The sequence below is a fragment of the Chthoniobacterales bacterium genome (assembly GCA_035274845.1).
GTDB lineage: Bacteria > Verrucomicrobiota > Verrucomicrobiia > Chthoniobacterales > UBA10450 > AV80.
Window position 1 is genome coordinate 23,059 of sequence record DATENU010000016.1, and the last position, 20,280, is coordinate 43,338.

General features: G+C 58.2%; 12 protein-coding genes and 1 tRNA gene. 2 read left to right on the forward strand and 11 right to left on the reverse strand.

Annotation, left to right across the window (positions count from 1 at the left end; genetic code table 11):
- Positions 1–234: 234 nt before the first annotated feature.
- From VJU77_11450 to VJU77_11475, 6 genes are all read right to left on the reverse strand, one after another.
- Positions 235–2,043 (reverse strand): DUF885 domain-containing protein, encoded by a 1,809-nt coding sequence (locus VJU77_11450; protein ID HKP03958.1) that lies wholly within the window; start codon positions 2,041–2,043, stop codon positions 235–237.
- 275 nt (positions 2,044–2,318) lie between these two features.
- The gene (locus VJU77_11455; protein HKP03959.1) at positions 2,319–6,137 is read right to left on the reverse strand and encodes a choice-of-anchor J domain-containing protein; all 3,819 of its coding nucleotides are present in this window, start codon (positions 6,135–6,137) and stop codon (positions 2,319–2,321) included.
- Positions 6,138–6,143: 6 nt separating this feature from the next.
- Positions 6,144–7,346 (reverse strand): TIGR02597 family protein, encoded by a 1,203-nt coding sequence (locus tag VJU77_11460; GenBank protein ID HKP03960.1) that lies wholly within the window; start codon positions 7,344–7,346, stop codon positions 6,144–6,146.
- 5 nt (positions 7,347–7,351) lie between these two features.
- Positions 7,352–12,061, reverse strand: coding sequence for a proprotein convertase P-domain-containing protein (locus VJU77_11465; protein ID HKP03961.1), 4,710 nt, complete (start codon positions 12,059–12,061; stop codon positions 7,352–7,354).
- A gap of 447 nt (positions 12,062–12,508) precedes the next feature.
- Complete coding sequence (locus VJU77_11470) at positions 12,509–12,814, reverse strand: hypothetical protein (protein HKP03962.1); 306 nt, start codon at positions 12,812–12,814, stop codon at positions 12,509–12,511.
- A 269-nt stretch (positions 12,815–13,083) separates the two neighbouring features.
- Positions 13,084–13,359 carry a hypothetical protein gene (locus VJU77_11475; protein HKP03963.1) on the reverse strand — a complete coding sequence of 92 codons (276 nt, stop codon included), beginning with the start codon at positions 13,357–13,359 and terminating at the stop codon, positions 13,084–13,086.
- 76 nt (positions 13,360–13,435) lie between these two features.
- On the opposite strand from VJU77_11475, the gene VJU77_11480 reads away from it, so the two are divergent.
- Entirely contained in the window at positions 13,436–14,839 is a 1,404-nt protein-coding gene (locus VJU77_11480; protein ID HKP03964.1) for a M20/M25/M40 family metallo-hydrolase, read from the forward strand.
- A 65-nt stretch (positions 14,840–14,904) separates the two neighbouring features.
- Here the strand turns inward: VJU77_11480 and VJU77_11485 are convergent, their stop codons facing one another.
- The 5 genes from VJU77_11485 to VJU77_11505 all read right to left on the reverse strand — a co-directional run bounded on the left by VJU77_11485 (position 14,905) and on the right by VJU77_11505 (position 18,022).
- The gene (locus VJU77_11485; GenBank protein HKP03965.1) at positions 14,905–15,270 is read right to left on the reverse strand and encodes a hypothetical protein; all 366 of its coding nucleotides are present in this window, start codon (positions 15,268–15,270) and stop codon (positions 14,905–14,907) included.
- 157 nt (positions 15,271–15,427) lie between these two features.
- Positions 15,428–16,795 (reverse strand): HAMP domain-containing sensor histidine kinase, encoded by a 1,368-nt coding sequence (locus VJU77_11490; protein HKP03966.1) that lies wholly within the window; start codon positions 16,793–16,795, stop codon positions 15,428–15,430.
- Entirely contained in the window at positions 16,792–17,463 is a 672-nt protein-coding gene (locus VJU77_11495) for a response regulator transcription factor (protein HKP03967.1), read from the reverse strand. Before VJU77_11495 ends, VJU77_11490 begins: the two co-directional genes overlap by 4 nt.
- 217 nt (positions 17,464–17,680) lie before the next feature.
- Entirely contained in the window at positions 17,681–17,863 is a 183-nt protein-coding gene (locus tag VJU77_11500; protein ID HKP03968.1) for a hypothetical protein, read from the reverse strand.
- Between the two features lie 87 nt (positions 17,864–17,950).
- Positions 17,951–18,022: transfer RNA gene (locus tag VJU77_11505), tRNA-His, on the reverse strand.
- Positions 18,023–18,168: 146 nt separating this feature from the next.
- On the opposite strand from VJU77_11505, the gene VJU77_11510 reads away from it, so the two are divergent.
- Complete coding sequence (locus VJU77_11510; protein ID HKP03969.1) at positions 18,169–20,271, forward strand: tetratricopeptide repeat protein; 2,103 nt, start codon at positions 18,169–18,171, stop codon at positions 20,269–20,271.
- The last annotated feature ends 9 nt before the right edge of the window (positions 20,272–20,280 follow it).

Here is a 20,280-nt window from a genome sequence, read left to right on the forward strand (position 1 = left end):
CTCGGGGGAGACCGATTGGCGGAGGGGCAATTGAGCCGGCCCGATGAAGGGCAACATCAATCTAAAGCCAGAACTAATCCCGGGGGCGGGAGGGTTCATGGCGGCGAGTTAGACAGATTCAAAGAGACGGCTGCAAGCCTTTTCGATTAGTTCGAGGAGATATCGCGTTCAAGGCAACCACGTCGAGGCCATCAAAGGGCGTTGCATGTCCGCTCAATGCTCGTGATTTCGGCCCTAACGAGTGGCCGTGGGGGATGGCGTCGCAGTTTTTTTCCTGGTGGCGATCCACGCCTTGACCTTGGTCTCGAGGACGTCGAGCGGGACGGCGCCCGAGAGCAGCACGGCATCGTGAAACTCGCGCACGTCAAAAGATTCGCCGATCTCCTGCCGGGCCAGATTCCGCAGCTCTTTGATCTTTAGTTCGCCGATTTTGTAGGCGAGAGCCTGGCCGGGCATCGAGATGTAACGGTCGATCTCGTTGACGATGTCGTTCTCGGCCTTGGGCGCATTGTCCATGAAGTAGTTGATCGCCCGCTGGCGATCCCATTTCATGTGATGCATTCCGGTATCGACGACGAGGCGGACAGCGCGCCACATTTCGTAAGTAAGCTGGCCGAACTTCGAATAGGGATCGTCATACAGTCCCATGTCCTGACCAAGCGATTCGGCGTACAGGCCCCAGCCCTCCACGAAAGCAGTGTAGCCGCCGTAACGCCGGAATTTTGGGATATCGCCGAGCTCCTGGGCGAGGGCGATTTGCAGGTGATGTCCCGGAACGGATTCGTGGAGGGAGAGCGCCATCATCTCCCATTTTGGCCGCGTCTCGGGTTTGTAGAGATTAACGAAATAAAGCCCCGCTCGCGAGCCATCCGCCGCGGGCTGGTTGTAATAGGCGGTTGTCGTATCCGGCGCGATCTTATCAGGAATGGGCGTCACGCCGTAGGGAGTGCGTGGAAGCGTCTTGGAAACCTTGACCAGGTTCGGATCGATGCGCTTCGCCAGCGCCCGATACGCCTCCAGCAATTCATCCGGGGTCTTGTAAAAAAACTGCGGATCGGTTCGCAGCTTGGTGAAGAATTCCGGCAGCGTTCCTTTGAATCCCACCTTCTCCTTGATCGCCTCCATCTCGGCTTTGATCCGGGCCACTTCGGAGAGTCCTTTCTCGTGAATCTGCTCCGGGGTCAGGGCAGTCGTGGTGTGGCGTCGCGCGAGAAAGGCATAGAACTCGGCGCCCTGCGGCATTTGCCAGACTCCGACCTGGTCGAAGGCCGCGGGCAGATATTCATCGACGAAATATTTTTTGAGCTTTTGAAACGAAGGCAGCACGTCCGAGGTGATTGCGGCCTGGGCTGCTTTCACCAGGCGCTCGCGATCCGCGGGTGAAATCTCGTCCGGGAACTTTTTGAACGGCTTGAAAAAGGGGCTCTCCTCCGGCTTTGAGACAAGCTGCTTGTCGATCTGGGCCGGGACTCGTTCCAACACGATCTTGGGCCAGATGACGTGACTGCGCGCTCCTTCCCGCATGAGCGCGATGTTCTGGTCCATCAAACCGGAAAAGGCTTTCAGCCGCGCGATCCAATCTTCGTAATCCTTGACCGTCTCAAAACGGAGCCGGTCGCCGAGCTCGTCCAGGGTCTGGATGCCACCGCGCTGATTGATGGGCATCAAATAGGTCTTGAACTTGAAGCCTTCGATGTCGGTCTCGAGGTCTTTTTGGAAGAGGTCGTAATTCAGCTGATCCGCGGCGGAGAGTTTTGCGCGATCGAATTTCTTTAGGCGCGTCAGGGTGTCGGCGGCATGTTCTTCCCGCTTTCGGATCGCCTCGAGATTCTGGTCGCCCCAGCGATCGTTCCACCGGCGATCGCCCATCGACGAAGCGCGCGCCGGACTTTGCTCCATCTCGTAGTTCCACTCCGCTTCAAAAAAGACGTTAAGCGATTTAGCCGCCTCGGCGTGGTCGTTGTTGCTTTGCGCGCCGGCGGCCTGGCAAAGTTGCAACCCAGCGCAGGCGACGGGCGTGATGAGAAGTTTGGTCAAGTGCACGGAAGTTTTGGTTTGAATCGCATGCCACGGCGAGCGCGGCATTATTAGTACGACATCAAGAAAAGAACAATCAGCAATGAAATTCTTTCGAGACGAATCTCCGCTGCCTGATCGCCGTCGCTTTGACCTGCGCCTTGCAACAAGTCGCGCACGAACTGACTCTGACCCGGAACACCCGCGCTGCCAATCGGAACGGGTGTTGAGCGCAGCTACATGGAGCCCTGTTCTCGGCGGCCGCGTAATCTGGCCGCAGATCACCGACTAGAGAGACGGACTTAGTTCACGTTGTAGATCTCAACCAAACCGATCCCCGAGCCGCCGTTCTTTCCAGCCACGATGGCGGTAAAGGCACCGACCGGCAATGAGACGAAGATTCCAGACTCCTTTGGGGCTTGCGGAGCCAGGCCGCGGGCGCTCAACTGGGCCGCTTGACCCGGGTCGTCCTGCCAATCGTCGTTCGAGATCAAGAGAGCGCCGTTGCTATCGCGCAACTCAAGGGTAGGATCGGCCAGCAGGGGACTGAGACCGAATGGGGCCAGCGAGGGTCCGATCCCGCGCACGATTATCCCGGTGTTCTGGGTAGTTCCTCCCAAGATGAATCCGCCGATCATGACATTGTTCCCGGTCTGCACGAAGCCGCGCGTGGCGATGTTGCCGAGGATGGATCCGCCCGTTAGGTCTAAATCGTAAACTTCCACGATCCCTACGCCAGTCCCGGCGCTTACGCCTTCCACAATGGCCGTGTAGCTACCCGGCGGTACGGTGGCGATAATCGCGGACTCGAGTGGATCGGTCGGAGCTAGTCCGCTGCTTTGAATCGCCGCGACTTGGTCTAAGGTAATCACGCCGCCGATTTGCGTTGTCTGCCAATCATTGTTCCTCGCAATGGTGTTAGTGGTGTCGTGGAGCTCCAGCCGCGGGTTAGCCAGCGCATTCGGAACTCCGAATTGGGTCAAGGAGGGACCTCCTGCTCGGATGAGCACCTGCTTCGGCGCGCTTCCCTGAATAATGAAACCGGCGATCATCACCCTGCCACCGGTCCCCACTTGCAGCCGGCTCGAGATGTTACCCAACTGGCCAATGGGGGGTGACGGTGTTGCTGTAGCAGTCGGCGTCGGGGTTGGAGTCGGTGTGGGAGTCGCTGAAGGTACGGGGGTAGCAGTTGGGGTAGCTGTGGGGATTGCCGTCGGCGTTGATGTCGGGCTCGGTGTTGGTGTGTGTGTGGGGGTTGGAGTTGACGTTGGTGATGGTGTCGGCGTTGGCGTTGGTGTGACGGCCGGTGTCGGTGTTGGTGTCGCTGTCGCTGTCGGGGTTGGCGTTGGTGTCGGGGTCGGTATGGGGATGGGCGTTGGTGTCGGTGTCGGTGTCGGTGTTGCTGGTGTTGGTGTTGGTGTTGGTGTTGGTGTTGGTGTTGGTGTTGGTGTTGGTGTTGGTGTTGGTGTTGGTGTTGGTGTTGGTGTTGGTGTTGGTGTTGGTGTTGGTGTTGGTGTTGGTGTTGGTGTTGATGTTACCCCGTTGCAGTGGTAATCCACCGCGTCGATGCCGATGTAATCCGAGTTGGCACCACTAGGTCCGCCGTTTTCCACAAAGTATCGGAAGGCAAGCCGGCCTGTTACGGGCCCGCCAAGTCCGCTCATCGTCACGACGAAATTAGTCCACCCGGTTGGATACCCAGTCGTCGCATAGGTCGGATTGACGTCGAGCAGGAGCGTCGTAAAGTCACCTACGCTCGTGGCCGTGGTCCCCACATTCGAGCTGGTGCCGTTGGTGCTCATGCGCACTTGAAGACGGTCTGGGAATATGCCGTCCGTCGTCCGGGTCCAGAAGGCCAACTGAGCGCCGTTCTGCAAGGTGACGGGTGGAGTCAACAGCCAGTTGCTGATCGTGTTGGTGCCCATGGTGTTGTTAAAGTCGGCGGTAATGTAGGAGTCGGGAGCGCCCGACTGAGACGGGAACACTGCCGAATTGCCTTGGAACCAGCCCGTGCTTCCCACCGGGCTGCTGTTGTTCTGCATGACCCAGCCGCCCGGAACCAACGTCGTGCTGGTGTCAAACCCTTCCGTCAGGTTACACACCGTGGGAGCCGGCGTTACCGTTGGCGTTACCGTCGAGGTTGGCGTTGGCGTTGGTATTCCCCCATTGCAGGAGTACTGCACCGCGTCAATGCCGATGTAATCCGAGTTGGCGCCGTCTGGTCCGCCGCTCTCGACAAAGTAGCGGAAGGCAACCCGGCCCTGTGCCGGGCCACCAAGCCCGCTGACCGTCACGGTGAAATTAGTCCACCCAGTGGGATAGCCAGTCGTCGTATAGGTCGGATTGATGTCGAGCAGGAGAGTCGTAAAGTCACCTACGCTGGTGGCCGTGTTCCCCACGTTCGAGCTGGTGCCGTTGGTGCTCATGCGCACTTGGAGACGGTCTGGGAAGGTGCCGTCCGTCGTCCGAGTCCAGAAGCTGAACTGGCCACCGTTCTGCAAGGTCAACGGTGGAGTCAACAACCAGTTGCTGATCGTGCCGGTGTCCGTGGTGTTATTAAAGTCGGCGGCAATGTAGGAGTCGGGAGCGCCCCACTGGGACGGGAACAGGATCGAATTGCCTTGGAACCAGCCGGTGGTTCCCACCGAGCTGCTGTTGTTCCGCATGACCCAGCCGCCTGGAGCCAACGTCGTGATGGCGTCAAACCCGTCCGTTAGGTTACACACCGTGGGAGGCGGCGTTACCGTCGGCGTTACCGTTGGCGTCGGCGTTGGAGTCGGCGTTGGTAGTCCCGCGTTGCAGGAGTACTGCACCGCGTCAATACCGATGTAATCTGAGTTCGGGCTGGCGGATCCGCCGCTTTCGACAAAGTAGCGGAAGGCAAGCCGGCCTGTGATTGGCAAACCAAGCCCGCTGACTGTCACGGTGAAATTAGTCCACCCAGTTGGATAGCCAGTCGTCGAATAGGTCGGATTGATGTCGAGCAGGAGGGCCCCATTGCCAGTTCCCCCCTCGGGGATGGTCCCAAAATCACCTACGCTGGTGGCCGTGGTCCCCACGTTCGAGCTGGTGCCGTTGGTGCTCATGCGCACCTGGAGACGGTCTGGGAATATGCCGTTCGTCGTCCGAGTCCAGAAGCTGAACTGGGCACCGTTCTGCAAGGTCAACGGTGGAGTCAACAGCCAGTTGCTGATCGTGCCGGTGTCCATGGTGTTGTTAAGGTTGGCGGCAATGTAGGAGTCGGGAGCACCCGACTGAGACGGGAACAGGGTCGAATTGCCTTTGAACCATCCAGTGGTTCCTATCGGGCTGCTGTTGTTCCGCATGACCCAGCCGCCCGGAACCAACGTCGTGACGGCGTCAAACCCTTCCGTTAGGTTACACACCGCGGGAGGCGGCGTTGCCGTCGCCGTAGGTGTCAGCGTAGGCGTAGGCGTAGGCGTAGGCGTAGGCGGAGTCGGGGTTGGAGTCGCGGTTGGGGTGAGAGTGGGAGTGGGGGTTGGCGGTTGAGGTGGGGTAGGAGAAGGACCGGTCCCAATTACGAATTGGGCAAACCCCTCTCCAGGGCTTTGGGTACCGCCGAGATCTGATCCAGTGGTAAAGAAGTTTAGATAAATCAAGCCACCTAACGGCACGAGCCAAGGATCTCCTCCATCGGGGTCGTCGCTGGCGTTTGGCGGATTGGACGTACGCGGATTGTAGGTGCCGAACGTCTGTCCGGTGGACGGAGTCACACCATTTTTGTAATCTTGAAACGTAATTTGCGGGAACCAACGCAACGCGATCCGATCATTCGCAGGAAGCGTCAGGTTGTTGGTCGAGACGTAAAAGAAGGTGATCGTCTCGTCTGTGCCGCCGGAGGTGCTAAAGCCGCCAGCGGCTAGGACAAGATCGTTACCGGCGACATAGTTCCCCGAAGCGATACTATTGTCGAATCCACCGTCGCCATTGGCGGCAATCACGAGAAGCAGTGAACCGCCGTTGGAAGGCGACGTGTTGTCGATATGCGAAAGCGGCAAGGACGCGTTGATGCGCAGCCGCCCGGCGTCCAACTGGATTGAGAAATCAGCGTAGGCAACGGCGACGGTCGAAAAGAAGAATAGAGAAAATAAGTTCTTCACTTTGAGCTAGTAGGTTGGGGCGTTCGTCCAGATTACGGTTTGGCCGCCATTGCCAGCCTTGCGGACAGTGAACCCGGCACCTAAGGGGATAACATCATTGTCGTGCGGTGTTGTGTTGTCCCCGACGAGGCGCCATCCGAAATTCGACGTCGAGGAATTAACGTTGTCACTATAGAAATAGACTGCGCTCGGAGCCTTATTCAATGCTGCTTGAGCGTTGTTATAGACTAGGAGGCGGTCCTTGAAATCGTTTGTATTCGTGGTGGCAACAAACGAGTCATCGGCCGGCCATAAACCAGTGTTGGTCAACGTCACCTCCACGGGGCGGACCATGCTAACCGCTTTGTCCTGGCCCTGGCTACCCGAGGTGGGAGCAGTCAGTGGAATGGAAAGCCTTTTCGTCAAAACCGCGCCAGCCGAAACGAGAGAAAGAGTCGGCGCCGCATTCAAATTTCTCACAACGAAGGAACCCCCAGGGCCCAACGGATCGTCGCCATGATCGGCGGTGTTGTCGCCCACCACGCGCCACCCGATATTCCCGGTGGTATTGTTGACGTTGTTGCTAAAGAAATAGACTTGAGCATTGGCCAGGTTCACACCTGTCGCACCGTTAGCGGGGATCAGAATTTGCGTCTTGAAGTCACGCGTGGAGACGGTGGGGGTGAAAGAGGCATTGGCGTGGCTGGCTGGGAAAACGGAGTTGAGTGTCCAGTACGGGATCACGAGCAGCTGTGCGCCGGCCGGCGTGCCGCCCAATTCATCTGGCGTTGTCTCGAGCGTCAGGGTGTTCGATGAGTTACCGGTGATAAAGAACGTACGGCCCTCCGTCGGATTGGTCGTCCCGGCCGGACCGACCAGCATATAATAGCGATTTGGCTGGGTGCCAGTCGCGTAGACAAATTGGCCCGCTGTCCACGGAGTGCCGCTCACCACAATTGTGTTGCCGGAGACAGATTGAATGGTTCCGACGAATTCGGGCGGCCGGGTGAACGGCATCCCCACAAAGGTATCTGAGTTGCCGAGGCAGTTGATGCGCGTGAAGCCCACAGGCTCGGTGATCACCATCTGTCCAGACAACGGGGACGCGCCGGCGAAAATAGCTGTACAACCTAACAGGCAGATTTTGCGAACAACATTAGATGAGAACATGCCCCTCGATGGCTGGCGTGGCCCGCTATCAACACAAACAAATTCGCAAATCGCAGTCATGACGTTTACTTGAGCAAGGTGACACTGCCTTTCCAGGGGGCAAACCAGCCTTTTTCGCAATTGCGAAGCTCGAGTACCCAATCATAGGAAGCCGTAGGACGAACTTTTCCGTTGGATCTTCTTCCATCCCAACTAATTTCACCGTTTAAGAAGGCGTCGTTCAAGGAACACACCATCCTCGTCTTGGAATAAACCGTGTTGCCCCACCTGTTATAAACTCTAAAGTTGTATTGTACGGCTCGGTAGGCAGGTGCTTGCCCCGGAGCCAGGGGTACATGCATTATCCGGAACACTTGGTTTGCTGGAGTGCTACTGTTTGGAGCGAAGACATTCGGAATGTAGAGCGTGGGTCGCGAATTGTCCCCCGGGACGCTTGGCGGCACTATGACTTGCCTGGTCGCGCTCATGCAGGCATTTGAAACAGTCACTGAGTAGGTTGTTGCCACGGTTGGCCGCACTTTGATGTGCGAGGTCGTCTCACCCGTGCTCCAGGCGTAAGAATACTCAACCGGTGGAGGCTTACCGCTGATGGTTCGGCAGCTGGTCGGAGGGGATACTGACAAAGCTTCCAGATCATAATAACTGGACGATAAATCGCAAAGGTCGCACGGCTCGCCCCCAACGTGTGTCCTATTGACGCCAAGGGTAAAAGTATCGTCAACGAAGACCGTCACGCGATCGGTGGCGGAACAGCCGTTCTGGCCGGTAACAGTGAGGATATACGTGGTGGTACAGTGTGGATCCACCGAGGGATTGGCTTGTGAACTTGAAAAGCCCAAAGGATCGGAAGTCCACATGTAGGTGTTGCCCGCAACAGCAGGCGTTCCAATCTGGACAAAGGTATCGGTAGTCCGGCAGATATGACGGTCGGGACCGGCATCGGCTTTCGGTGCGGGAAGAAAACACGGACACTGAACGGTTTCCTTCCACTGGGAGCAACCGTTTTGAACGGCTAGCTTGATGCGGTAACACTGGCCAGGCTTGAACGTGCCTCCCTTGGAAGCGTACCATGATGTTAGATTTATCTGCCCCGCTTGCTGCGCGACGAACCATTCCATCACCTCGGTCGACGGTTTGCGCCCGCACCATGGATCACTTTCTTCTATACTCCAAAAATATGACGTTTCGCCTGTTGTCGCAGTTGCATCAGCGATGAAGGGCCCAGTGGGAGCACACCTCACCGGAGGCAGAGTGAAGACGGGATTAAGGGAGTTGTCGGGTGGCTCGCAAAGACCATCGATATAGGCGTAGCCGAAGTGGCCGCTGTCCTCGCAGTCGGCTGTTTCGAATTCGACACTAACGCACTTGCCCACAAATTTACTCAGATCCTTCTTATAGCAGTCCCAAGGGCGGTAAAGTATGTTGGAGTTCGAGGAAGCGTGCGTGAAGTAATGGTCATGTCCGTCCGCAACTTTTTTGACCTCGGACCCAATCTTTTTCCACCAGTGATAGGTAGCCCCCTTAAAAAAGCGGTACGAAAAATACGGTTGCCGTTTTTTGGGATGTGGAGGATTCTGAAGCACCACGGCGTAGCCGAAGGCAAAGTTCTGTGTCTGGTTGGTAACCAAAAAGGTAAACTTCAGTCGTTCTCTCTCGGATCCAACGGCCGAATTCCCCAAGCGGGCGCTGTGCGCCCCGGACCATACTTTAGGCAGCGTCGGGATTTTAGGGTCAAATCCAGCGCTCATGATTGTCTGCCTTCCCGGTGCGGGCGGCTCAGTCACGCATCCGGACTTCCATTTCAAAGAGTAAGTATTACCAGTTTCGCAAGACCAATGATCTAAGTTATTGAGTTCAAACCCGCCGTTCGTACATACACTGCAAGACCCGGAGGGAGCTGCAGTGTCATCGTCTGCAGTGGCATAATTCGGTGCGAGACGAAAAAAACCATTCACTCCGATCATCGGCGTATCCTGAGACCAGCGGCCGTTTGCGAGCACGGGGGAGCCTCCGAGCGGTGCCCACGATGTGAGATCCGTGGATGCTTCGAGAGATGCCGGGTCCTGTGTGTCGTTCCACTCTAATCGGGCAGTGCTCCCACCTGGCCTCGTGATGTTGAAGTGGGAGTTATTCAGGCGAGTTACCACCTCGCTGTCGTCGCGATTGATCAGCGGTACCCAAACGAACACGAAGTCGACATCGATCAGAGGTGCGTTCGGATCGAATCCATCCGGGCTCGGAATCGCCTGCCGCAAGCTGACTGTAAACACTCCGTCAGCAAATTCCGTGGTCACGAGCGGTGCCTTCCCACGGTCATCGAGTGCGGTTGGCATGATGAGGAGGTTCCCACTCTCATCGTTCCCGTTTTGAATCCGAATATTGAATTTACCCGCGCCCAGCTTAGACAGATCGAAGGCGCCCGCGCGTTGGGTCACAGCTCCGCTGGCAGCCAGGACGCGGCCAGCGATCAGCCTTGGCGTGGACCACGGAACGAACAGGGCTTCCATTCCCCCTGTAGTCGGCGGTTGCCAGGTAAGCGGGGCGGGCTCTGCCGGATTCGGGTTGTCATCGACGAATGGCCGGCAGGTCGTGAGATGCAGCGTCCAACCCGTCCCCGTTGCCACAGTAGTCATCGCCACCTTCGGGTCGCTTTCTTCCCTTGATACTGCGCCAAAGAGCAAGCCATCGGAGGGTGATGTCGCGGGAATGGTCAGCGGGGCCTGTCCAGCAAATCCGCCCACGGCATCCATGCTCCATGAGAATGCGCCTGCATTCGCCGCCACCGTGAATTCTGCCTCGTCGAGGGCCAATTCCATGCGCGGGCCTCCTGGGGTCGGAACATAAATGCCCAGTGGATTCGGCAAATCAGCTGGATCAGGAGGTTGGACGACCAGTGTAAACAAGGCTCTTTCGTTAGGTGATCCAGAAACTTGCGCAACAACCTGATGGGAACCGACCGCGAAAAACGATCCCGACGGTGGCGAGAAAAGCAGCTCAACCTGGCGGTTGCAGCCTGCGGGTTTAGTGACCGGCAGTAGGAAACCAATATACGCGCCGCCTGCTTCTTCCGCCGTAACAGTGACAACGGGCGGGACATTGATGGTGACCGAGCAGGGCGGAGTGGCCACGTTGGAAACCACGACGACGGCGGTGCAAGCCGCATCAGTTTCATCCCGGAATGTCACCGTGAGCGGCAACAGGCTCGTGGAATATGGACCCAGGTGGACAAGCTCGTCGTAATTGCCGGTCAAAATCCCCGACGGAGTATTGGCCATCCAGTGGGGACCCACATGTGAGCCGGTCACGTACACCCCAAAGGAAAAGGTGTCGGGGGAAAAGGTGTCGTCATCCGGATCGACCGTGCCCTGAGAATCGCCGGTCACGTCGAACGCATACGCTGTGATTTGGCACGGTGGAGGCGTTCCCGTTGCCGTCGGCGTCGGGGTGGCTGTAGGTGTAGCTGTGACCCCAGGCGTCGGCGTCGGCCCACAAGCGCCAGCCAGCTTCAGGTTCGCGGCCGTCACACTTCCGGTGTCCACCGCCGCGCCGTCGCGGATGGTCAGTGTCCAGATCCCGTTGATCTGGCCAGTCGTCAGCCCCGCAAACGTCGTGTTCAGCGAGGTCACCGGTGGCGGATTGGTCTGCCCGGTAGTGCCTCCGGCCGTCGTCCGGTAATCGCCCACCGTGATGTTGCAGGTGTCTCCGCACGCCGCTGCTGTCGCTATCGTCCAGATGTTCGTTCCTGCCGCGGCATCGGTGAAGTTATACGTCCCGGCGTAATTGGAGCTGTCTCCCACAGAGTTCGCGGTCGTCACCCCGATCCGGCTTACCGTAATCAGGCTGGCTGTGCCGCCCGGGGAGGTCAGGATCATATCCAGGTCTCCCACCCACGAGTGGGTCAGGGTCAGGTCGACTGCCACACTGCTAAGCGGTGCGCTCTGGCCCGCAACGGCGAAGCTAATCACCAGCGGGGTGCCGAACACCGGCGGCGTCCCACTGCCGCCATCAGCAATAGGTCCTGCTCCCGTCCCCGCAAAGGTGAACGGGGTGCATGCAGGGGTCGCGGTCGGAGTAGCTGTGGGTGTAGCCGTAGGTGATGCGGTCGGGGTCGGGGTTGGAGTACAAGCTGCGCAAGGAGTGGGCGTTGGCGTCGGTGTTGGGGTCGGCGTTGGGGCCACCGAACTGGCGAAGTCGTCACTGGCATCGGTGTTGGAAGCCTCTGACCGCCCGCCGATGGCGCGCTCCTGCCCTCGGAAGCCGTAACTTTTCAACTTCCAGCCCCGCTGCCAACCGCCCGCATCCGGTCGTGTGGTAAAACCGCGGTCATCGAAATCCGTCCGCCACTGTTGCTCTGGATTGCGCGCCGCGTATCGGCCTTCCACTCGTATCGCTTGATGTTGATGCGCTTGGTAGGCAGCGCGGATATTAGTCCAGTCGGACGCGGTGAGCCCTTCGGGAACAGCATCGGCAGAGGCGAGATGTTGTGTTTTGCCCGGCTCGGCCGCAAACGGCAACGCGATGCCGGAAGAATCAGCCAGCGTATAGGCCGTCTCCGTCCTTATGTCCATGACGAGATTGTCCAGATTGCTGGTGCTGACGCCTCCGGTGAGATCAGCCCAGTTCCATGTCCCGGCGTTGGGTTTCGTGCTGTCGCCGGGCAGAAAAACTTTCTGCGTCGAGAACGCAATGCCGCCGCGCTCGTCTGGCTGCACGCCGCTGCCGCAAATCCCGCCGTTTTTCGGGTCGAAACCATCAAGCGCAGATTGCCCGCGCATTGCCGCTGTGCCGCCCGGCAGCAGCACGGCAACGGAAAACAGTAACAGCGTAGGTTTCCTGACTTTAGATTTTGCTCCCGCAAATGAAGTGAAGAGAAGGCGCGGGAGCCCGACAAGCAGAAGTGAAGAATGGTCTTCCCGTCGAGAGAGGGCGATGCAACGGTCTTTGCAGATGAGGGAGTTCAAATGCTTTGGAATCTTATTTTGCGTTTCTGGGCTGTGGGGCTCTGGGACTCTGGGGCTTTTTGGGGCCGGCAGACGCTTTTGTCTGGCGGGGCCTTTCTTGAGTTCTGGAAGTGTAGGGAATCTCGGCGATTGCCGTCTATCCATCGTACGGAGTAATACATGTCGTTAGCCAACCGCACGCTTATTGCGGACTCAGTAGTCCAAAGGAAGTAATAGCGGCGCGGAAAATACTTCTCGCTTTCCGTTGAAGGAACGTCGTATTCATCTGCGTAACGACACCCCAGATATGCACGTCAGGAGAATAACGAATGCGTTAGACGCGGAGTTGCAGGCCTTGCTCGACTGATTGAGCAGCGGTTTGAGTGCCGCCACCAGTCCCCGGGCTTCCTCGGGCGTAAGCGGTCTTGCCTGACCAGTTTGTTGATTTTGCTGCGAGCCCTGTGCCCTGGCGGTCCCGCCTGGGTCGAGGGCAAAGGCAAGCAGCACGAGGAGGACGCCGATTGCACAACAGGTCATTAAGACGCGCGGACTAAAGAAAGCCGAGCGAGAGGCGGATCTTTTTTTCATGGGGATTGGCTTCTAGGGAGGGATTGTTGACCTGAACGGTTTCCAGACCGCCCGGAACCGGGAACCATCCTCGCGAGGCGCGTTCCAAGAATTAGGCCTCATTTCGGCTGACTCGGGGCTTCAGGTGAAATCTGGGGGATCGCGTTAAGCGGCCTTCCAGCGAAGGTTCAGCCCCACGGGTTCCTTCAGCCCGGCCGAAGATGCGTTGAAACGTCGGGTGACGTAATCGGCCTCCTTTTATGTTGTGGCCGCGAGGCCGTCAAGGATATTTACCAACTGCGGACAAGTTTCTGCAACGATTCGACCTTCGAGCTCCGCAACCCTAGGAAGTAATAGTTGCCGGCGACCGCTCGAGCGAGGTAAACGTCGAAGCGCTTTGGCGCTTCGGCCTTGGGTGGAATAAGATAATTGCAACGCGAAAAACGAAGGGCGTGACTGGTGTTTGGTTGGATGCATGAAATTTTCCGGTTTGAATTGAACGCGGCGGCGGTCGCGGCATTGTTGTTGGCAAGGCCCGGGAAATAACAACCATGAACTGGTTCCATACATATGAGGCAAAGTAGAATTCGAACTAGCACAACTCGTTTAGCGGTCCTTGCCTGCGTGGTTTGGATTGGAGCGATGCCTTGCTGGGCGCAGGAAGATTCGCCGACCCCGACGCCGGTACCCACGCCGCCCCTGTATTCGGCGCAAACTCTGGCTGAGTTGGAAAAGCTTCAGGATGCGGCCTTGAAAAGCGACTACGCCTATCGGCAAGTAGCGCATCTTTCGAATAACATTGGGCCGCGGTTGACTGGTTCGGCCCAGGCGCAAAAGGCGGTGGATTACGTTGCGGGGGAACTGAAGGCGCTCGGTCTCGAGGTTCAACTCGAGAAAGTCATGGTGCAGCATTGGGTGCGGGGCGAAGAAACGGCGGCCCTGGTTGAGTTCCCGGGCATGGCCGAGAACACGACCCAAAAAATTGTTCTCACCGCTCTTGGCGGCAGCGTGGCGACGCCGCCTCATGGATTGACCGCCGAAGTCGTCGTCGTGGCCGATTTCGACGAGTTGCAAAAGCTCGGTCGCGACAAAGTGGCCGGCAAGATCGTTCTGTTTAATTACCATTTCGACAAGCAGATGGCGGCGCAAAGCAGGGCGGGGGATGCCTACGGACAAGCGGTGAAGTATCGTGCCGACGCGCCTGTCGCCGCGGGAAAACTTGGAGCTGTAGCGGCGTTGATCCGCTCGGTCGGCGGGGCGGAATATCGGCTCCCGCACACCGGCCAGACCGATTACAAGAAAGATGCGCCGAAGATTCCGGCCGCCGCTGTGACGGCCGAGGATGCCGACCTAATGGCCGCCCTTGCTCCGCAAGGCCCGTTACGCATGCGCCTTCTCCTGACGCCGCAACAACTCCCGGAAGCTGTCAGCTATAACGTCATCGGAGACCTAAAGGGAAGCGAACATCCCGAGCAAATCATTATTGTCTCAGGACATTTGGATTCCTGGGACCTCGGGACTGGGGCCATCGACGATGGCGCCGGCGTGGCGGTTTCGATGGAGGCCGCGAACCTGTTTCAGAAGCTGCATCTTCGTCCGAAACGAACACTCCGCGTCATCGCCTGGATGAATGAAGAGAACGGACTCGCGGGTGGCAAGACTTACGCGAAAAATCATCAACAGGAAATTGCCAATCATTTCGCCGCAATGGAAACGGATGGCGGAGCGGGACATCCGCTCGGGATCAATTACGCGACGAAGCCCGAAGCGAAATCATTCTTCGAGCCGGTGGCGCAAATCCTTCGGAAATCGGGCGCGGGCATCTTGAATCTGGCCGAACATCCCGGCGCTGATATCAGCCCGCTGACGAAACTGGGCGTGCCCGGGTTCAGCCCGATCCAGGACAACCGGACCTACTTCAATTATCACCACACGGCCGCCGATACCCTGGACAAAATTGTGCCCCAGGAACTTGCCGAAAACGCCGCCGTGGTAGCGGTGACTGCCTACGCGCTGGCAAATCTCGAGAAGCCGTTCCCGCGGTAAATTTCGCTTAACGCGCTGCGGCTGCTGTAGCCACGGCGCTTTGTCGCCGTCCATTTCCCAAGGCCTTAGGAATGGCCGGGAGCCGTAACAGCGTAGGTGATAAACCCGCAGATCGTTACCATGACCAGCATGGCGACAATAAAGGTAGCGTCCGCCGCGCGTTCGATCCGGTGCATGCGCCGGAAGCCGCGGGAACGGAGCGCGGCGTAGGAGAGAAGACAGGAAAGAAGAAAGAGGAGCGCGTCCGCCGCCAGGAGGTCGTCTGCCAGGGTGTCGGCTTTGCCGAGAGTAATGACCACCCGGATGAGTCCGATCACCGTCAGGCAAACGCCGACCATCGCGGACGAAACGGTGAAGATGTGGATGCAGATGTCCTCTTCGAATTGGATTTTGCTCTTTTCGCTCGAATCCGGGTCAGGGTTTCTGGCCATGTTTCGATTCAACAGATTGAACCCGCCAAAGTTGCGGATTGGCCGAGCGGCCGTGGGTGGACCGGGCGCTCTGCGCGCGGTTCTGACTTGGTCACATATCGAGCGACGGAGCGCTCGATCCACCTACGCGACGCGAAGAATAGAGGCGCGGGAGGGCTCAGGAATCCGAAACTGAGGCTCGACCGCGCGGCATCGACAATCGAAATTCCGTCCACTCCTCGTCCGACCTGACCAAGGCAAGATCGCCCCCGTGGGCCTTGGCCAACTCGACGGCGACACTCAACCCTAGTCCCTGACCCTGGATGCGGCCGTCTGAACGGGCGCGATAAAAGCGCTCGAAAATATGCGGGGCACGGTCTGGCGGAATCGGCTCGCCGTTATTCCTCACCGTTAACTCTGCTTTCCCATCAAGGGCGCGGGCCTGAATGCAAATGCAACCTGCCGGCTGATTGTACTTGATCGCGTTTTCGAGCAGGTTCTGAACAATCAGCGAAACCGCGCGGCGGTCCGCCTCCACCGGCAATTTCGGCGGCAACTCCGCCTCGACGGTCAACCCTTCCGCCTCCGCCATGGCGCTCGCATCGTCGCAAACGCCTTCCAAGACTTCAGTTAAATTAAATTGCTCGCGATGCAGTTCGAGCCGTCCCGCATCCGCCCGGGCCAGGAGGAGAAGATTTTCGGCAACGGAAGTGAGCTGGTGAACCTGATGGAGCAATGCATCCGCGCGAGTCTGTTGTTTCGCCGGCGTGTCCGGATCAGTGAGGATTTCCTCAATTCCGGCGCGCAGGACGGAGATCGGAGTTTTAAGATGGTGCGATGCTTCCGCGGAAAAGCGAACCGACTGTTCGAAGCTGCGCTGCAACCGGTCGAACGTCGCGTTGAGGACCGCGATGAGCGCGGCGATCTCGTCATTCGTCGAGGGGGCCGGCAATCGCTGATGAAGATTCTGGAGGGTGATGCGGGAAGCGGCTTCGCGAATTGCGTCAACGGGCGCGAGCGCTTTTCTCGCCACCCAGCGGCCGCCGATCGTGATCACAATCAATACGGTTGGAATCGCCCCCAGCATTCCGAGCATGATGTTCCAGCCGATTTTGTTTACTTCCTTCAGGTCGGCGCCGACGTGAAGCGTCAGCCCGTTCCAATGAAAGGTTCCCAGGCGAACGCTGCTGGTGCCGATTTTGCGGGTATGAAATTTTTCAATGCCGTCATTCAGCACGGGCGCCTCAACGTTGGGCGAGAGGTAAAGTAATTCGCCCCCGGGTCCACGGATTTCAACATATCGGTCGCGGAGAGCGAGCGGAACAAATCGCTCCTGGAAAATCCGGCTATTGTTCGCAATTCCGCCTTCAAAATTTTCCACATCGCGAAAGAGCTCCTGCGCGTCCAGAGCGAGCCGGTTATCGAAGGCTCTCAGCTCCCAATAGCGCATGATCGTCCAGGTCGTCGCGGCGCCGGCGATGGTCGCCCCGATTCCCAGGGCCGCGGCGTAGAGCGCTAATTTCCAGCGCAGCGGCCAACGCCTCATGGCGATTCGAGTTCGCGAATCGTATAGCCAACATGCCGCACCGTGTGAATGAGCGGCGGTGTGCCAATTTTCTTTCGCAAACGTCCCACAAAAACTTCCACGAGTTTCATATCATATTCATGCTCGCGTTCCCAGACGCGTTCACACAGCTCCGTCCGGGTAAACACCCGGCCCGGTTCGCGCATGAGGACTTTTAACAAAGTCATTTCGCGGGTGGAAAGCTCGATATGACGATCCCCCCGATGGACCTGCTGGTTCGCCAGGTCGAGCGTGAGGTCCGCGACCCGCAGGGTAATTTCAGGCTCTTCCGCGTAACGGCGCCCGAGGGCCCGCACCCGCGCCATTAATTCCTGCATCGCAAAAGGCTTCGCCAGGTAATCGTCGGCGCCCAGTTGCAATCCGGTGACGCGATCGTTCAATTCGCCGCGCGCGGTCAGCATCAGGACCCGGTGCGAGATGTTCTTGGCTCGCATCCGCCGCAAGACTTCGAAGCCATCCATTCCAGGCAAACCGACATCGAGAACGACCAGATCGAAGGGCGTGCTTTCCATTTCTCCCAAAGCCGATTCGCCGTCGTGGATCACCACCGGCTCGTGGCCCGCCTCGGTCAAAGCCGAAGCGACGTGCCGGGCCAGGCGAACTTCGTCATCTATCACCAGTATGTGCATGAGGTTGAGACCGACGCTAAAAGCGCCCGCATTGTTCGTCGACAATTCGTTTCGAAGAATCCTCCATCATTGACCGTACGGAAATCGCGTCGGGGCGCGAGAGGGTAAAGGTAACGCACTTGTTACCTGCGGAGGTCGAGAAAAACCGGCGTTTCGGATCGCGCCCGTTCGCGCGTAACTCGCAGGGAGAGCCGGCTTTGGGGCCGCGCAGAGTTTGTCAGGCCGCGAGCAAGTCGACGGCGTCCAGAGCCGCGATGATTTCGCAGCCGACAACCAGCTTTTGGAGGTTGTTGCAGTCGCTCAAAGTTTCGTCCCCCAAGATGCGGACCCAGAAATTCTCGAAATTTTCTACGAGGGGGTGGGAAGCCGTGGGTTCGAGGAGGGTGGCAGGATTGAGCATGACGACTTCTTAAGCAACGCACGTGCCAGCGCGTCCACCGTTATCCCGATCGCCAATCGAAAACCGAAGATCGAAAATCCCTGGAGGGGTGGCCGACGGGACTCGAACCCGCAACAGCCAGAATCACAATCTGGAGCTCTACCATTGAGCTACGGCCACCGTCGCGTTGCGGAACCTAGATTTTAGACGCTGGATTGCAAAGGCAAAGCGGGAGAAAGTGGCACGCCGGGCGCTTTACTACCCGGCGCAACGCTCTCCAGCATTGCAACTCAACCACACATGACTATTCTCGGCTCCTTCAAGGCATGAAGAAAATCGGTTTGATTCTTCTCGCCGCGTTTTGCTTTTCCCTCGGGCCATCCCTGGTGGTCGCCCAATCGAACGACCCGAGTGAGGTATTTCTTAAGGCTTATTTGACTTCGCAACAGGGCGAAAAACTCGAGCACGACAATCAGTTCGACGCCGCGCTCTCGAAGTTCCGCTTTGCCGGCAGTCTGCTCGAAGAGCTCAAGAAGACGCATGGCGATTGGCAGACCGCGATTGTCGATTATCGGAGCCGCAAGATTGGTGAAAGCATCGTGCGCGTGCAGGCGAAGATGGGGACCCAAAAAGATCTCTCGGCTGCCACCGGGCCACCGCCTCCGGTAGCCTCAAATCCGCCCGTGCTTCCCAAAAAGTCCGGGCCGCCGGAACCGAGTGTGGAAGTCGCGAAGCCTTCCGCGGTTCCAAGCCGTGCCCCGGCTCCTCCAGCCCCGGCGGCTTCAGCGCCTCCTCCGCCTCAACCGAGCCCTTCGGTGGCCAGCGATGCCGCCATCAAGGAAGCGACTAAGAAATTGCAGGACAAAGTCGATCAACTTCAGGTCGAGCTCGAGAAATCGCGGAGCCAATATGACGCCGTCGCGAAAGAAAAGGATACCCTGAACGGCCGTTTGCAGGAGACAAACACGAAGCTCGAGCAGGCCCAGGGCGAGCTGGAAAAAACCAGGGGCGCTGACAAAGAAGCGCGAACTCAGCTGGCGCAGGCCGAGGATTCCCTGAAGAAAATCGCGGGTTCCGACAAGACGGACTCGAAAAAGCAGGAAGCGTTACGGGCAGAAATTGCCCAATTGAAGAAAGCGCTCGCTTCCGCGGAAAAAGGACGCGCCGCCGCGGAGAAAGAAAAAGAAGCGGAGAGCGCGAAGGTCACCACGGTGACGAAAGAGCGGAACCAGTTATTGGCTGAGTTGAAGACCGCGAAACAAGCGCAGGAACGAGTGCAGGTCCTGGTGACGGAGAACACCGACCTGAAGACGAAACTCGCGATAGCCGAAAAGACGGTCAGGGAAATCAGCGCCGACAAGCCGAAGAAGGAGCAGGAGGTGGCGGACGTAAAACGCCAGGTTGAGCAACTACGGGAGCAGCTCGCGGCCAGCCAGAAGCAAAACAAGGACTTTGAAGTGACGGTGGCTGATCTGCGGTCGCAGCTCGACCAGGCGAGCACAGAGCTGGAAAAAGCGAAATTGACCGGCGCGAACGCCGAGGAGACGGCCCGGCTCACGAAGGAGAACGAGATGCTGCGCCGGATTGTCGTTCGCGAACGCCAGGAGGAAGCACGCCGCGAACAGGCCAAGAAACTCATGCTGTCTGAGTTCGAAAAATTGCAGGTCAAGTCCGACACCCTGAATCAACAGATCGCGCTCCTGGCGCAGCCGGTCACGAAGCTCAGCGAAGAAGAGCTCGCCTTGTTGCGACAACCGGTCGTGAGCATTTCGGACAGCAACCCGGCAGCGATGACGGGGACATTTTCGCTTCCGAAGCAACAGGGGCCGACAAAACAGACCGGACCTTCCGTGCAAACTTCGGTCCCCGCTGTCCCGGAGGAACTGGCCTCAGTCGCCCGCGAAGCGAAAGAGAATTTCGACAAGGGGAAATACCGGGCCGCGGAAAAGCAGTATCAGCAAATCCTGACGAAAAGTCCGAACAACCTCTATTCGCTCTCCAATCTGGGCGTCGTTTATTTCCGCACTGGAAAATGGAAGGCGGCGGAATTGACCCTGAAAAAGGCGGTCGCTCTGGCGCCCAAGGATGAGTTTTCCCACACCACTCTTGGCATTGTTTATTATCGCCAAAGCAAATTTGATGACGCGATCACTGAGCTGACGACGGCGCTTGGAATCAATCCGAAGAGCGCGACGGCACACAATTACCTCGGGATCACGGCCAGCCAGAAAGGTTGGCAGGAAGCGGCCGAGAAAGAAATGCTCGACGCGATTGCAGCCAATCCCGACTACGCCGACGCGCACTTCAACCTCGCGGTGGTTTACGCGACGAGTTCGCCCCCCGCGACGGAAAAAGCGAAATTGCATTACACCAAGGCAACTGCGCTGGGGGCCGAGCCAGACCCCGCCATGGAAAAGTTGCTCCGCTAGGTGGATGCG